The organism is Flavobacterium odoriferum, assembly GCF_025499515.1.
Classification (GTDB): Bacteria; Bacteroidota; Bacteroidia; order Flavobacteriales; family Flavobacteriaceae; genus Flavobacterium; species Flavobacterium odoriferum.
The window spans coordinates 13539-28562 of sequence record NZ_JAMKFA010000002.1; the positions used below are offsets into that span (position 1 = coordinate 13539).

Annotated in this window: 12 protein-coding genes; 9 read left to right on the forward strand and 3 right to left on the reverse strand. The window is 33.2% G+C overall.

Annotation, left to right across the window (positions count from 1 at the left end):
• The first annotated feature begins 91 nt into the window (after nt 1-91).
• Entirely contained in the window at nt 92-1294 is a 1203-nt protein-coding gene (locus M9Q43_RS02675; RefSeq protein ID WP_262317440.1) for a bacteriophage abortive infection AbiH family protein, read from the forward strand.
• A 2-nt stretch (nt 1295-1296) separates the two neighbouring features.
• Nucleotides 1297-1689: a DUF1398 domain-containing protein gene (locus M9Q43_RS02680; protein WP_262317441.1), complete on the forward strand. Its 393-nt coding sequence runs from the start codon at nt 1297-1299 to the stop codon at nt 1687-1689.
• A gap of 168 nt (nt 1690-1857) precedes the next feature.
• Here M9Q43_RS02680 and M9Q43_RS02685 read toward each other — a convergent pair whose 3' ends face one another.
• Entirely contained in the window at nt 1858-3150 is a 1293-nt protein-coding gene (locus M9Q43_RS02685; RefSeq protein WP_262317442.1) for an aminopeptidase P family protein, read from the reverse strand.
• Between the two features lie 180 nt (nt 3151-3330).
• Here M9Q43_RS02685 and M9Q43_RS02690 point away from each other — a divergent pair, with 180 nt between their 5' ends.
• The 7 genes from M9Q43_RS02690 (at nt 3331) to M9Q43_RS02720 (ending at nt 12664) form a co-directional block, all read left to right on the forward strand.
• Nucleotides 3331-6108, forward strand: a complete 2778-nt coding sequence (locus M9Q43_RS02690) for a VPS10 domain-containing protein (protein ID WP_262317443.1) — start codon at nt 3331-3333, stop codon at nt 6106-6108.
• Between the two features lie 3 nt (nt 6109-6111).
• Nucleotides 6112-6963: a ChaN family lipoprotein gene (locus M9Q43_RS02695; protein ID WP_262317444.1), complete on the forward strand. Its 852-nt coding sequence runs from the start codon at nt 6112-6114 to the stop codon at nt 6961-6963.
• Between the two features lie 122 nt (nt 6964-7085).
• Nucleotides 7086-7958 (forward strand): hypothetical protein, encoded by an 873-nt coding sequence (locus tag M9Q43_RS02700; RefSeq protein ID WP_262317445.1) that lies wholly within the window; start codon nt 7086-7088, stop codon nt 7956-7958.
• A gap of 179 nt (nt 7959-8137) precedes the next feature.
• Nucleotides 8138-9022 (forward strand): succinate dehydrogenase cytochrome b subunit, encoded by an 885-nt coding sequence (locus M9Q43_RS02705; RefSeq protein WP_262317446.1) that lies wholly within the window; start codon nt 8138-8140, stop codon nt 9020-9022.
• 18 nt (nt 9023-9040) lie between these two features.
• Nucleotides 9041-11050, forward strand: coding sequence for a fumarate reductase/succinate dehydrogenase flavoprotein subunit (locus M9Q43_RS02710; protein ID WP_262317447.1), 2010 nt, complete (start codon nt 9041-9043; stop codon nt 11048-11050).
• Nucleotides 11051-11056: 6 nt separating this feature from the next.
• Entirely contained in the window at nt 11057-11818 is a 762-nt protein-coding gene (locus M9Q43_RS02715) for a succinate dehydrogenase/fumarate reductase iron-sulfur subunit (RefSeq protein ID WP_262317448.1), read from the forward strand.
• An 81-nt stretch (nt 11819-11899) separates the two neighbouring features.
• Nucleotides 11900-12664 (forward strand): nitrilase family protein, encoded by a 765-nt coding sequence (locus M9Q43_RS02720; protein ID WP_262317449.1) that lies wholly within the window; start codon nt 11900-11902, stop codon nt 12662-12664.
• Here M9Q43_RS02720 and M9Q43_RS02725 read toward each other — a convergent pair.
• Complete coding sequence (locus tag M9Q43_RS02725) at nt 12656-14260, reverse strand: Ig-like domain-containing protein (protein WP_262317450.1); 1605 nt, start codon at nt 14258-14260, stop codon at nt 12656-12658. The two genes, M9Q43_RS02720 and M9Q43_RS02725, sit on opposite strands and share 9 nt — an antisense overlap.
• A 69-nt stretch (nt 14261-14329) precedes the next feature.
• Nucleotides 14330-15013: a ComF family protein gene (locus M9Q43_RS02730; RefSeq protein WP_262317451.1), complete on the reverse strand. Its 684-nt coding sequence runs from the start codon at nt 15011-15013 to the stop codon at nt 14330-14332.
• Nucleotides 15014-15024: the final 11 nt, after the last annotated feature.

Below are 15024 nucleotides of genomic sequence, written 5' to 3' on the forward strand. Positions count from 1 at the left end.
AATATTTTTGTCATTTTTGTCATTTCGACGTAAGGAGAAATCACATTATATAAATAAAAAACGTATTTTTGAGAAAAGCATTTTTAGATTTATGAATAGATTAGTAATTATTGGAAACGGTTTTGATTTAGCTCATGGTTTGCCAACGAGTTATAGGAGTTTTATAGATGATTATTGGGCAAATGTAAAAAACAGTAATCATAACGATGATTTTATTTCTTTTGTGGATTTGTTTGATGTGGATTTTAAAAACACAAGAAACTTACATGAGCTTGCAAATTTTATAAAACAATTTAATGCGAAGATTAAGTTTTCTGATGGTGAAATTTATACAGAATTTGGGAATAATTTCATGACAGGACAATATCCAAGAAGTCATGTTCTTATTTATAAAAATTCTTTTTTTAAAGCAATTAATCAAAAGAATATTCAAAATTGGGTTGATATTGAAAATGAGTATTATAGACTTTTAAAAGAATGTTTAAAAAACGACAAATCAATTACTGAATTAAATAGAGAGTTCGATGAAGTAAAGAAGCTTTTGGAAGAATATCTTATTAACAATATTGAAGATAAATTCGAATTTTCTTCTGAAAATATTGGAGAGATATTAAGTATTTTTAAAGCAAAATCATATGAAGGTGATGAAATTAAAAACCTCTATGATGAAATCTCAATTAATGGAAGAAAATTAATAAAAGAAAGGTATAAAGAAAAAATTCAACAAGCTACTGGTTATGGAACAAATAGTTATAGTGGATTTAAAATAAGTTTTTTGAATTTTTTCTTAAGTTTTAATTATACTTCAACGTTAAAGAGATATATCGATTTTTTGAATATTGATTCTGCATATTTGAATGAGATACACGGTAGTTTAACAGAAAAAATAAATCCCGTGAATTTTGGTTTTGGAGATGAAATGGATAATGATTATAAACAAATTGAAGATAAAAATGATAATGAATATTTAAAAAACATTAAATCGTTTCAATATTTACATACCCAAAATTATAAAAGACTTTTGAATGTTGTTGATAGCGACCTTTTTCAAGTATATTTAATGGGGCATTCTTGTGGTTTATCCGATAGAACTCTTTTAAATACGATTTTTGAACATGAAAATTGTTGTTCAATTAAAATATTTTATCATCAAAAAGAAGATGGTTCGGATAACTATACTGAAATAACTCAAAATATTTCTCGTCATTTCAATGATAAAAAAATAATGAGAGAAAAAATTGTAAATAAAACACTTTGTAAACCTTTACCACAAATACAATTACCAAAAAAGTAAATATGTTCACAATCCAACAAATCCACGAAGCGCACGCCAAAGTAAAAAGCGGTGCTGATTTTCCAAAATACATGCAAAACATTATAGCGCTTGGCGTAACTTCTTTTGAAACGTTTGTATTTGACAATCATACTAATTATTATGGAAAAGATAATTTTCAAATAGCTTCAGAAGGTTTTTCAGAAACCTTAACTATTGCTGATGAAAGCAACGTTGAGCAATTCAAATCCGACTTAAAATCGCACCAACAAGGCAACACCGATTACATGACGTTTTTAAACGATTGCGCCAAATCAGGTGTTGAAAAATGGATTGTAGTGATGGATAAAATGACATGCAGTTATTACGACAAAGCTGGTAATGAAATGGTGGTAGAAGTAATTTCTTCGTTATAAAATAAGTTTTTTGTCATTTCGACCTTAGGAGAAATCACATTATCTGCTCACGTTATGTGATTCCTCCTACGTCGGAATGACAACTTTGTGTTAAAGAAAGTTTTGAACATAAAAAACGGCTCACTTTCGTAAACCGTCTATACTGTAAACTGAGACTGAGACTGAAAACTAACTATTCATTATCACTTCAATTTCCTCAATTTCAATCGGAATATTGCGCATTAAGTTGAACGCTTCACCTTTTTCTTGAATCACCATATCGTCTTCTAAACGAATACCAAAACCTTCTTTCGGAATGTAAATTCCTGGCTCAACTGTGAATACCATGTTGGCTTGCATTGGTTCGTGTAATAATCCGTAATCGTGAGTATCTAATCCCATGTGGTGCGAAGTGCCGTGCATAAAATATTTTTTATACGCTGGCCAATCTGGATTTTCGTTTTGTACATCGGCTTTATCGATTAATCCTAAACCAAGCAATTCTGAAGTCATGATTTTACCCACTTCTACATGATATTGTTTCCATAATGTGCCTGGAACCAACATTTTTGTAGCTTCGTTTTTCACATTTAATACCGCTTGATAAACTGCTTTTTGTCTATCTGTAAAACGACCCGAAACCGGAACCATACGAGTCATATCGCTTGAATAATTAGCATATTCTGCACCAACGTCTAATAAAATCAAATCACCAGCTTTACATTGTTGGTTGTTTTCGATATAGTGCAACACATTTGCATTGTTTCCAGAAGCAATAATTGGCGTGTAAGCAAAACCTTTCGAACGATTTCTTAAGAATTCATGCGCAAATTCGGCTTCAATTTCGTATTCCATCACGTTTGGTTTTACGAATTGTAAAACTCTTCTAAAACCTTTTTCAGTAATATCACACGCTTTTTGGATTAAATCCAATTCTTCGCTTTCTTTTACCGAACGCAATCTTTGTAAAATAGGATTTGATTTTTCTACTTTATGTGCTGGATAATTTTCTTTCCACCATTTGATAAAACGCGCTTCACGAGTTTCTGTTTCAATAACAGCTCTGTAATGTTCGTTGGTGTTGATATACATCGTATCCGCATACGCCATAACTTCTTTCAACGTTTTGTGGAAATCTTGTAACCAAATCACCGATTTAATTCCAGAAACTTCAAACGCTCGTTCTTTGGTAAGTTTTTCACCTTCCCAAATGGCAATATGTTCGTTGGTTTCTTTTAAAAATAAAATTTCTTTCAAATGTTCGTAAGGCGCATCTGGAAAAAGCAATAAAATACTTTCTTCTTGATCCACACCCGATAAATAGAAAATATCTCTGTGTTGTGCAAATGGTAAAGTACTATCAGCACTCACCGGATAAATATCGTTTGAATTAAAAACCGCAACACTATTAGGTTTCATTTGAGCCGTGAATTTTGCTCTGTTCTTAATGTACAAATCGCGGTCTATTTGATGGTATTTCATTTTTTAAGTGATTAGTTATTAGTAATTAGTGAATAGTTTTTGTGTGAAACAAATTCTATGTTCCTATGTGTTTAAAATAGTTTTTCAAAATTAATAAGATAAAAATGAAAAGTTGTTAAATAGTTTAGAAATTTTGTAGAAGTGCAATGTTTTGGCTAATTTTCAACAAAATTTTCTATAATGAAGCAACTTACCCTTTTGTTTTTATTGATTGTGCAATCGGCAATCGCACAAAATACTTTGTTTAATCAAGTGGAAGCTAAGAATATCGGGCCAACGATTATGAGTGGTCGTGTGGTAGATTTAGCCGTAAATCCAAAAAATCCAACTGAGTTTTACGTTGCTTATGCTACAGGCGGACTTTGGTATACCAATAACAACGGAACTTCTTTTTCGCCAGTGATGGATGAGGCGGAAACGGTTAATTGTGGTTCGGTTACGGTGGATTGGAATTCTGGAACTATTTGGGTAGGTACAGGGGAAGTGAATGCTTCGCGCTCGTCTTATGCTGGAGTTGGGGTTTTAAAATCTTCGGATAAAGGAAAAACTTGGGATAATTTAGGATTAAAAGATTCGCATCATATCAGCCGAATTTGGGTCAACCCAAGTAATTTGAATGAAATTGTAGTTGCGGCTGTTGGACATTTGTATACAACGAATAAAGAACGCGGTGTTTACAAATCAACTGATGGCGGAAAATCTTGGAAACAAACTTTATTTGTTTCGGAAGATGCTGGAATTATTGATTTAGCGGTTTCGAAAAATAATCCAAAAATCATGTTTGCGGCGTCTTGGCAAAAAGATAGAAAAGCGTGGCATTTTGATGGTGATGGAGAAAAATCAGGCATTTATAAAAGTGAAGACGGCGGAACTTCTTGGAAATTAATTTCAACCAAAGAAAGCGGATTTCCATCGAATGAAGGTGTAGGAAGAATTGGTTTGGCATTATTCAATGAAAACGTAATTTATGCGGTTGTTGATAATCAGAACAAACGACCAAAAACAGCTTCAAAAAATAAATTGACTACAATGTTATCAACTCCAGGAGCTGATTTCATAGAAATTTCAAATAAAGAGCTGAATATTGCTTTGAAAGAAAGCGGTTTTAGAGATAAATATCGTGCGGAAAATATTAAAAATTGGGTTGCCGATAACAATATGGAGCCAAAAGAAGTTTTAGCTGTTTTATCTGATGCAAATAAAGCGTTATTTGAAACCGAAGTAATTGGTTGCGAAGTTTACCAATCGGAAGATGGCGGAAAATCTTGGAAAAAAGCGAATCAGAATTATATTGACGATATGTTTTACACATACGGCTACTATTTTGCGAACATTTCTGTAGATGAGAAAAATCAAAATCGTGTTTATATTGGTGGCGTTCCGTTATTGTTTTCGGAAGATGGAGGAAAAACTTTCACTGCGATTTCAAAAGAAAATGTGCATGCCGATCATCACGTAACTTGGATAAATCCAGAAAATCCAAATCACATTATTAACGGAAACGATGGTGGTGTGAATATTTCGTATGATAATGGCGAACATTGGATTAAGTGTAATAATGAAGCGGTAAGTCAGTTTTATGCCGTGAATGTGGATTATCAAGAAAATTATAATGTCTATGGCGGCATGCAAGATAACGGCGTTTGGTTTGGTCCAAATAATTACTCGCACAATGTCGCTTGGCATCAAGAAGGAAAATATCCGTATCAAGAATTGATGGGTGGTGATGGAATGCAAACGCAAATCGACAGTCGTAATCCAAATGTAGTTTTTACGGGTTATCAATTTGGGAACTACTATAGAATCAATCAGAAAGAAGGTAAGTTTGATTACATCACGCCAAAAGCACCTAAAGGAGAAAAACCTTATCGTTTTAATTGGCAAACACCGATTTTGTTGTCATCACACAATCAAGATATTTTGTACATGGGTTCGGAGTTTTTACACCGTTCTATGAATCAAGGTGAAACTTGGGAAAGAATTTCGGGTGATTTAACCAATGGAGCCAAAGAAGGAAATGTAGCTTTTGGAACGTTGACTACAATTTCAGAAAGTAAATTCCAATTTGGCTTACTTTATGCAGGTTCTGATGATGGGAAAATTCATGTTTCGAAAGATGGTGGTGTTTCTTGGCAATTGATTTCTGGTAATTTACCTCAAAATTTATGGGTTTCAAGAGTTGTCGCTTCGTCTCATAAAAAAGAAAGAGTTTACTCGACTTTGAATGGTTACAGAAATGATGTTTTTGAAAGTTATGCTTATGTTTCGGAAGATTTTGGAACGACTTGGACTTCAATTTCAAACGGATTAACAGAAGCAGTTAACGTAATTGTTGAAGATTCAGCAAATGAGAATATTTTATATGTTGGAACCGATAATGGTTTATTCATTTCGATAGACAAAGGCACAACTTGGCAAGATTTCTCCAACGGAATGCCAAAAGTGGCGGTTCATGATGCGGTAATTCAAACCAAAGCAAAAGAATTAATCGTTGGTACACATGGTCGTTCGATTTATAAAATGGATATTTCTAAAATTCAGGAACTGACGAACGAGGTTTTAGCTAAAAGCATTCATTTGTTCAAAGTGAATGATCGAATCAAATCCGACCGATGGGGAAGTCAAAATTATGCTTGGGGAAAACCGAGTGAGCCATCACAAGAAATTTGGTTCTATTCAAATGCCGATGGAGTTGTGAATTTTACCATTACAAATGAAATAGGAATGGTCGTTCATACTCAAAAAATAGCCGCAAAAAAAGGATTAAATTCGTTTACGTATGATTATTTGCTGGCAAAAGAAGATGCTGAAAAGTGGAATAAAAAAGACAAAAAAATCAAAATCATGGCGTCCGAAAACAAGAAATTTTATGTGCCAATTGGAAAATTTAAAGGAGTTCTTTCAAAAGATAAAGCAACAGAAAATAGTTCGTTTGAAATTAGTGCACCAAAAAAATAAATTATGAAAAATATAATAACTAGTCTCCTTTTATTTGCTACGATTTTAAGTGCTGCACAAGACAAAAAAGCCTATCAAATTTTTGATAAAAAGGGTAAAAAAGCCACGTACGAAAAGCTTTTGAGAGCCAGCGAAAAGGCTGATGTAGTTTTGTTTGGCGAATATCATGACAATTCAGTCGTGCATTGGTTACAATTAGAATTTACAAAAGATTTAGCCCAAAAGAAAGATTTGGTTTTAGGTGCCGAAATGCTCGAAGCTGATAATCAAATGCAGGTAAATCAATATTTAGAAGGCGAAATCAATCAAAAACAAATGGATTCTTCAGCGCGACTTTGGAAAAATTATAAAACCGATTATAAACCTTTAGTGGATTTTGCCAAAGAAAAGAAATTCAGTTTTATAGCTACAAATGTACCTCGAAGATATGCTTCATTGGTTTTTAAAAAAGACTTAGTTGCTTTGGATTCGCTTTCTGCTCAAGAAAAATCGTGGATTGCACCGTTGCCAATAGAGTTTGACATCAATCTACCTGGTTATAAAAGCATGATGGGAATGCAAGGTGGACATGCTGGTGAGAAAATGCCAAAAGCGCAAGCTATAAAAGATGCTACAATGGCTTATTTTATCAATAAAAACAGAAAAGAGAACAGCATTTTTGTGCATTATAACGGAACATATCATTCCGATAATTACGAAGGGATTAATTGGTATTTAAGAAAATTAGATTCAGAAATAAAAATCATTACCATAGCCACAGTTGAACAAAAAGATATTTCAAAATTAGAAGCCGAACATTACAATAAAGCAGACTTTATTCTCGTTATAGATGAAGACGTAACAAAAACGTATTAAAATCGTCTTATTTTTGAAACCAAACGTTAGGGTTTTGTTTAATGTTGGATTCCTGCTTTCCGTTATAGTCCCGATAAATCGGGAGCTGTCACTCCAATCAGGGTTAGAAAACAATCGATAGTATGAAGAAATTTGTAGTTTTATTCACTTTAGTCTTAGGGGCTTTCACTTTTTTCTCTTGTGAGGATTCAGATGATAAGGCAGAAGAGCCCTATCTAATAGTGAAATTTCAATTCGATTCTAATCAAGTTCGCTTGAATAATTTGGGACAACCATCAAGTGTAGCGCCAGGAAATGCAGCACAATCTCCCGATTTTAATGCAATTTCTGCACATTATTTCGAATTAGCACCAACGGCTTTTACACAATTAGGCGACGGAACTGTTTTATACCATGCACCAGAAACTATTGAAGGTGGTTCGGTTGCCATCGATTTTGATCAAGCAATTGTTGTGAGTGAAGGCGAGACTTTTATAAAAATCCCATTGAGCCAAGTAGCACAAGGCAATTACGAATATGTACGCGTTTCTTTAGCGTATCAAGATTATAACATTTCTATCAGAAATAATGGAACAGATTATCAAGGTAGATTAGCGAGTTTTGTTGGATATAATACCTATATTAATACACATTATATTGGTAGTAATTCTTTTCCTGTAAATGCTAATCGCTTACAAGGATATTGGGCTTTCGCACTAAACGATTTTCCTTATGCTACTTCAGGTCAAGCACCTGCTGGAGCTACAACTGTTCCAAATCCTATTGCAAGTACATCGCCAATTCCGTCTGGTTCTTGTGTAGTCACCGGAAAATTCCTTGAAAACTTAGTCATCAATGGAAATGAAACCAAAGATGTTGTAGTTACATTATCGCTTTCCATCAACAATAGTTTTGAATGGCAAGAAGTTACTTCAGATGGTAAATATGAGCCGTCAATAGGTGAAAATGTGGTAGATATGGGCTTAAGAGGATTGATACCTACTTATGTTAAATAAATATATTTGCTAAAATAGTATATACTACCATGATTTTAAGTATCTAAACACTTGATATTCAACGATAGTTAAATTCATTTTAAAATCATTATAAATTAGCTCGAAAAGGTTGTAGTTAATTTCAAATAGCCTTATTTTTGTTTGATTTTTTATTAAACTAGTACAATCAAATAAAAATTATGGCAAAATCGGCACTATTAAAGTCATCTATCGTTAAAAAATACTGGATGGCTCTTACAGGTTTATTTTTATGCTTGTTTTTGGCGGGGCATTTGGCAGGAAATCTTCAATTGATTTTTGGAACCAGTAAGCAATTTAATGAATATGCATTATTCATGACCACCAATCCAGCAGTTAAGTTACTTTCTTATCTTACTTACATTTCAATTTTATTCCATGCTATTGATGGAATCATGTTAACAATCCAAAACAAAAAAGCAAGACCAGTTGGTTATGCTAAAACTGATGGTTCTTCAAGCAGTTTAGCTTCAAGAAATATGGCAGTTTTAGGAACAGTTATTATGGTTTTTATCGCTACACACATGGTGAATTTTTGGGCTAAAATGCATTTTGACAAAAACATGCCGTTAGTTCAAAAAGAAATCGACAATGGTATGGGACAAAAACAAATTCAGTTAGTGGGAACAAAAGATTCTCAAATGCCTTACATGCAATTGGATCAAAGCGGAAAATTATCTAAAGAATTTTTTGAGACAATCAAAATGCAAACACAAGGGCAATACGATTTAGAAGTGCAAGACATGACTAAAATCGTAAACAAAAAAACAGGTGAAGTAGTTTTTGAAGGTTACAAAGATTTGTATAAATTAACTGTAGACTTTTTTAAAGATGCTAAATACGGATTGTTTTTTACAATCGGTTATGTTTTAGCAATGTTAGCTTTGGCATTTCACTTATGGCATGGTTTTCAAAGTGCTTTTCAATCGCTTGGAGCTACAAGTTCAAAATTAACACCAGCAATCAAGTTTTTCGGAAGAGCATTCGCAATTATAGTTCCACTATTATTTGCAATTATTCCAGTTATCTTACACTTTAAAAAATAATCAACATCAGTATATATTATGAAGTTAGATTCTAAAATACCAGCAGGTCCGTTAAAAGACAAATGGACCGATCATAAAAATCACTTGAAATTAGTTGCTCCAAACAATCGACCAAAAATCGATATTATTGTGGTAGGAACTGGTTTAGCAGGTGCTTCTGCTGCCGCATCTCTTGGAGAAATGGGTTATAATGTAAAAGCATTCTGTTTTCAAGATTCTCCTCGTCGTGCGCACTCAATTGCGGCTCAAGGAGGTATCAATGCAGCAAAAAATTATCAAAATGATGGTGATAGTATTTACCGTCTTTTTTATGATACAATTAAAGGTGGTGACTACCGAGCGCGTGAAGCAAACGTTCACCGTTTAGCAGAAGTTTCTGGAAATATTATCGACCAATGTGTGGCGCAAGGTGTTCCTTTTGCTCGCGAATATGGTGGAATGTTAGATAACCGTTCGTTTGGTGGAACGCAAGTACAACGTACTTTCTACGCTGCTGGACAAACAGGACAACAATTATTATTAGGAGCATATTCTGCTTTATCAAGACAAATCGGGTTAGGACGTGTAAAAATGTACAACCGTCACGAAATGTTAGATTTAGTTAAAGTAGATGGAAAAGCTCGTGGAATTATCGCTCGTAACTTAGTTACAGGAGAAATCGAAAGACATTCAGCACATGCTGTTGTTATTGCTTCTGGAGGTTATGGAAATGTATATTTCCTTTCTACAAATGCTATGGGAAGTAACGTAACTGCAGGATGGAAAATCCACAAACAAGGAGCGTTATTTGCAAATCCATGTTATGTACAAATTCACCCTACGTGTATTCCAGTTCACGGAACCAATCAGTCAAAATTAACGTTGATGTCTGAATCGTTGCGTAACTCGGGTCGTATTTGGGTTCCAAAGAAAAAAGAAGATGCTGAAGCTATTAGAGCTGGTAAATTAAAACCAACTCAAATTGCTGAAGAAGATAGAGATTACTACTTAGAAAGAAGATATCCAGCGTTTGGTAACTTAGTACCTCGTGACGTGGCTTCAAGAGCGGCTAAAGAGCGTTGTGATGCGGGTTACGGAATTGAAGCTAACGACACCAATGAAGGAGTTTACTTGGATTTCTCAACTGAAATTCAAACAAAAGGGAAACAAGCTGCTTACGCAAAAGGAAATCACAATCCAACTCCAGAAGAAATTACAGCTTTAGGAAAACAGTGGTTAGAAGAGAAATATGGTAACTTGTTTACGATGTATCAAAAAATCACGGATGAGAATCCTTATGAAACTCCGATGAAAATTTACCCAGCGGTTCACTATACCATGGGTGGCGTTTGGGTTGATTATAACTTACAATCTACTATTCCAGGTTGTTTCGTTGCTGGAGAAGCAAATTTCTCTGACCACGGAGCAAATCGTTTAGGAGCTTCAGCTTTAATGCAAGGTTTAGCAGATGGATATTTCGTTTTACCTTACACTATTTCAAACTATTTAGCTGACGAAATTAGAACTGGAAAAATCTCAACAGATTCTCCAGAATTCTTAGAAGCAGAAGCTAGAGTTAAAGATTCAATTAGTAAATTCTTAAACAACAACGGTACTAAATCGGTTGATTATTTCCATAAAAAATTAGGTTTGATTATGTGGAATAAAGTAGGAATGGGTCGTAACGAAAAAGGATTAACAGAAGCTATTGCTGAAATCGCTCAATTAAAAGAAGATTTCTACAAAGATGTTTATGTTCCTGGAAGCGCAGACGAATTAAATCCTGAGTTAGAAAAAGTATTAAGAGTTGCCGATTTCATCGAATTAGGTCAATTGATGGCAATGGATGCTTTACAACGTAAAGAATCTTGTGGAGGTCACTTCCGTGAAGAGTACCAAGATGCTGAAGGTGAAACATTACGTGATGACGAAAACTTCAAATTTGTTGGAGCTTGGGAATACAAAGGAGATGACATCAGTAAAGAAGAACTTCACAAAGAAGAATTGAAATACGAAGAAATTAAAATTGCAGCTAGAAATTACAAATAAAATATTATGAGTGCAGCAAAAAATATCAATATAAACCTTAAAATTTGGCGTCAAAAGAATGCTAGTTCTAAAGGTAGCATAGAAACTTATAAATTAGATAATGTTTCTACTGCAAGTTCGTTTTTGGAAATGTTAGACCAATTAAACGAGCAATTAATTAACGAAAAGAAAGAACCAGTTGCCTTTGATCACGATTGTCGTGAAGGAATTTGCGGTATGTGTTCTTTATACATCAACGGACGTGCTCACGGACCTGACACTGGAATTACAACCTGTCAGTTACACATGAGAATGTTCAACGATGGTGATACGATTTACATCGAGCCATGGAGAAGTAAAGCTTTTCCTGTAATTAAAGATTTAGTTGTTGATAGAACCGCTTTTGATAGAATTCAACAAGCTGGAGGTTTCGTATCGGTAAACACTTCTGGAAACACTATTGACGCAAATTCAATTCCAGTTCCTAAAGTTGATGCAGACAAAGCGTTTGAAGCAGCAGCTTGTATTGGATGTGGAGCTTGTGTGGCTACTTGTAAAAATGGTTCTGCGATGTTATTCGTGGGAGCAAAAGTATCACAATATGCTTTATTACCACAAGGTAAAGTTGAAGCTACACAACGCGTTTTAAACATGGTACGTCAAATGGACGAAGAAGGTTTCGGAAATTGTACGAATACTGGAGCATGTGAAATCGAATGTCCAAAAGGTATTTCGTTAGAAAACATTGCTCGTATGAACAGAGAATTTTTAAAAGCATCTGTGAAGTAATTCATAGAATCTTCAAAATAATAAAAACGCATTCATTAATTTGGATGCGTTTTTTTGTACTTTTAATAAAAATTTTATCCAATGAAAATTGCGCTTTTTCAAACCAAATTAGCTTGGGAAAATCCAGAAATCAATCGAACATTTATTGAAGAATATTTCCTAAACGAAGATGAATCGTTTGATTTATTTGTCTTGCCTGAAATGTTTACTTCAGGTTTTACCATGAATCCATCTGCTGTTGCTGAAACTATGGAAGGGGAAACAATGACTTGGTTAAAAGATTTAGCAAAAAAGAAAACCTGCGCCATAACAGGAAGTTTAGTTATCAAAGAAAATGATAATTTCTACAACCGAATGGTGTTTGTTTTTCCATCTGGAGCAGTGCAGTATTACAATAAAAGACATCTTTTCACTTTGGCTGGTGAAGAAAAAGTCTACACAAAAGGAACTGAAAAAGTAATAGTAAATTATAATAATTGGAACATTTGCTTACAAGTTTGCTACGATTTGCGTTTTCCAGTTTTTGTTCGAAATGTTGAAAATTACGATTTGTTGTTATACGTTGCCAATTGGCCAAAACCACGAATTAACGCATGGGATGCTCTTTTAAAAGCGCGTGCCATTGAAAATATGTGTTACACCATTGGCGTAAATAGAATAGGTGAAGATGCCAATAAATTAGAATATCCTGGACATTCTAAGGTAACTGACTTTTTAGGAAATACTATTGTAGATTGCGAGGATGAATTAGGGGTTTTTATCTTCGAATTAGACAAAAATGCTCAACAAGAAACCCGTCAAAAATTGAATTTTCTTAATGATAGAGATGATTTCTCTTTAATCTAAACCAAATTCTTGCTCCACATCCCAATTGGCTCTTACATCAACTTGCTTTTGAAAATAAACAATTTCTTCGGCTTGTTTTTTGGCTAAATAATCGCCTGTATCCCAAATTCCGTTGGCGTTATCGTCATAAATAACGCGTAAAGTGTACAATTTTGGCTCGATGGTTTCAAACATAAGTGAAGTTTCCTTAGATGAAGTCTGCGAATACAAAACTTCGCCTTTATCATCAAGAATTTCTAAAATTAATGGAAAACGTTTTGCACCAATTAAATTGACTTTTAAATTTCCATAATCGGATAATAATCGCGTGCTAAAATCAAATTTTAGCGAATCGTTTGAAGTTTCGTAAAAATCTTTAATCGCTCCAGGTAAAATTTCCATCGAATATTTCTGATCTTCTTCTTTAGTAAAATCAAAAGCAATTTCTTGATTGAATTCGTCGTATTTAGAAGTGAATTTTACTAAAGTAGAGTCTTTTTTTCTGATAAAAATTTTTGATTCGTCAATTGAATTTAAAGGTGTTTTTGTTTTTAGAACAAATGAATTTCTAAATGACAAAGTACTTCCAGTTTTATTTTCGATAGAAAGCGAATCGGCTTCTTTAAAATCTTTTAGTTTAGTGGTAAATTGTTTGTTATAGTTTCCGTTTTCAATCGAAATATCAAGAGAATCTGTAATTGCCAACGGGAAGAAAACTTGTAAACTATCTTTGCTTTTTTCAGTGAATTTAGTTAGTTTAATAGGAACTTCTTTTCCGTTATTTTTTGCTGTTACTTTTGTGTTTTTTGCATCACCAGAATAACCTATAAACAATTTGTTATTGCTTTCCTGCGTTGTTTTTTCGACTTTAAATTTTGCTTTTTCAGCAAATAATTCCAATTCATACATTGTAGTTGTAGGAACTGTAATTGGTTCGTTAAAAAAGGCAATTTTATCACTTTTTGGATCAAATTTATTGTTTCCAGCTTTATCTTTTAATGCAATAATTTGATATTGACCTTCTTTCAAATTTTCCAATGAAAATACTTTTAAGCTGTCTAATGTATTAGTAATGTATATTGGCGTTTCTTTATAAACAGTTGAATCAGTAAAAGTTTTTGCGTCATATAGTAAAACAGAAACAAAATTATCTGGCTTTTGATTGTAAGCATCTTTAATTTTTCCAACAACAGTTAACGAATCGATATAACTTCCGGTCGAAAACACATATTTGAATTGCGAATATGGATTATTCTCATTGTTATCTGAAATACTTTGTCCGAAATTGAAACTATAGGTTGTGTTTTCTTGTAAAGTATCTAAAATTTTGATGGAAATAAATTTACTTGCGCTTCCTTGAGGTACAATTACTGGTTGTTTCTTCATTGGTGGCGAAATAATTAATTGTTTAGTGATGTCTTTCACTTTAATTAATTCGTTGAAATTGATTTTTATTTCATTTCCTTTAAAGTTGGTGCTAAAATTTTCAGGAAAACTTCCCACTATTTTTGGAGCTATCGTATCTTTTGGGCCACCTGTAATTGTCCCTCTTTTTGCACAACTTGTAAAAAATGAAGCAACAATAAATAGAACTGTTATATATTTTAATTTCGTCATTAGTAATAAAGTAAAGAAGTTACAAAATAACAACTATAATTGGTGCAAACATACAACTTTTAGTTATTTTTATGAATCAGTATACGCAATAGTAACGATACTGATTTTTGCATTTGGAATTTTTAATAACGCTTTTGCACATGCTTCTAATGTGGCACCAGAAGTAATTACATCGTCAACTAATAAAAAATGTTTGTCATAATCTGCTTCAGTAAAAGTAACATCAAAAAGTGATTTTGTGACTTCATTTCGTTGTTCTTTGTTCTTTTTGGTTTGCGTTTTAGAATATAGATTTCTGAAAAGTAATTTGTCGTTATAATTAATATGAAGATTTTTCGAAAGTGCTTCACAAAATGTTGTAACCTGATTGTAACCGCGTTCTTGCAATCTTTTTTTGTGAAGTGGAACAGGTATAATTTCAGAGAAATCATGCTTTTTTGCTATTTCTTTTAAATCTTCTGCATACCAATTTCCTAAAAAGGTTCCTATTTCCTGATGTTTTCTGTATTTTAAATTGTGAATTAAGTTTTGAACAATTCCTTCTTTATGAAAAAACAACATTGACGCAGAAAATTCAACCGGAATTATGCCATAAAACTTTTTTGTTGTATAATTGTCTTTTAAATTATGATGTTGAGTAAGTGGCAAACCATGTCTGCATGTGGAGCAAATAATTGCTTCGTTTTTAAGCAGCAACGAATTGCAACCATTACACAATTTAGGAAAAAGTAAGTTTAACAGATTTTTTAGCATTTCGTCGATTT

Coding starts and splice junctions, on each gene's coding strand:
- M9Q43_RS02675 (WP_262317440.1), top strand. CDS start 92: ATGAATAGATTAGTAATTATTGGAAACGGTTTTGATTTAGCTCATGGT.
- M9Q43_RS02680 (WP_262317441.1), top strand. CDS start 1,297: ATGTTCACAATCCAACAAATCCACGAAGCGCACGCCAAAGTAAAAAGC.
- M9Q43_RS02685 (WP_262317442.1), bottom strand. CDS start 3,150: ATGAAATACCATCAAATAGACCGCGATTTGTACATTAAGAACAGAGCA.
- M9Q43_RS02690 (WP_262317443.1), top strand. CDS start 3,331: ATGAAGCAACTTACCCTTTTGTTTTTATTGATTGTGCAATCGGCAATC.
- M9Q43_RS02695 (WP_262317444.1), top strand. CDS start 6,112: ATGAAAAATATAATAACTAGTCTCCTTTTATTTGCTACGATTTTAAGT.
- M9Q43_RS02700 (WP_262317445.1), top strand. CDS start 7,086: ATGAAGAAATTTGTAGTTTTATTCACTTTAGTCTTAGGGGCTTTCACT.
- M9Q43_RS02705 (WP_262317446.1), top strand. CDS start 8,138: ATGGCAAAATCGGCACTATTAAAGTCATCTATCGTTAAAAAATACTGG.
- M9Q43_RS02710 (WP_262317447.1), top strand. CDS start 9,041: ATGAAGTTAGATTCTAAAATACCAGCAGGTCCGTTAAAAGACAAATGG.
- M9Q43_RS02715 (WP_262317448.1), top strand. CDS start 11,057: ATGAGTGCAGCAAAAAATATCAATATAAACCTTAAAATTTGGCGTCAA.
- M9Q43_RS02720 (WP_262317449.1), top strand. CDS start 11,900: ATGAAAATTGCGCTTTTTCAAACCAAATTAGCTTGGGAAAATCCAGAA.
- M9Q43_RS02725 (WP_262317450.1), bottom strand. CDS start 14,260: ATGACGAAATTAAAATATATAACAGTTCTATTTATTGTTGCTTCATTT.
- M9Q43_RS02730 (WP_262317451.1), bottom strand. CDS start 15,013: ATGCTAAAAAATCTGTTAAACTTACTTTTTCCTAAATTGTGTAATGGT.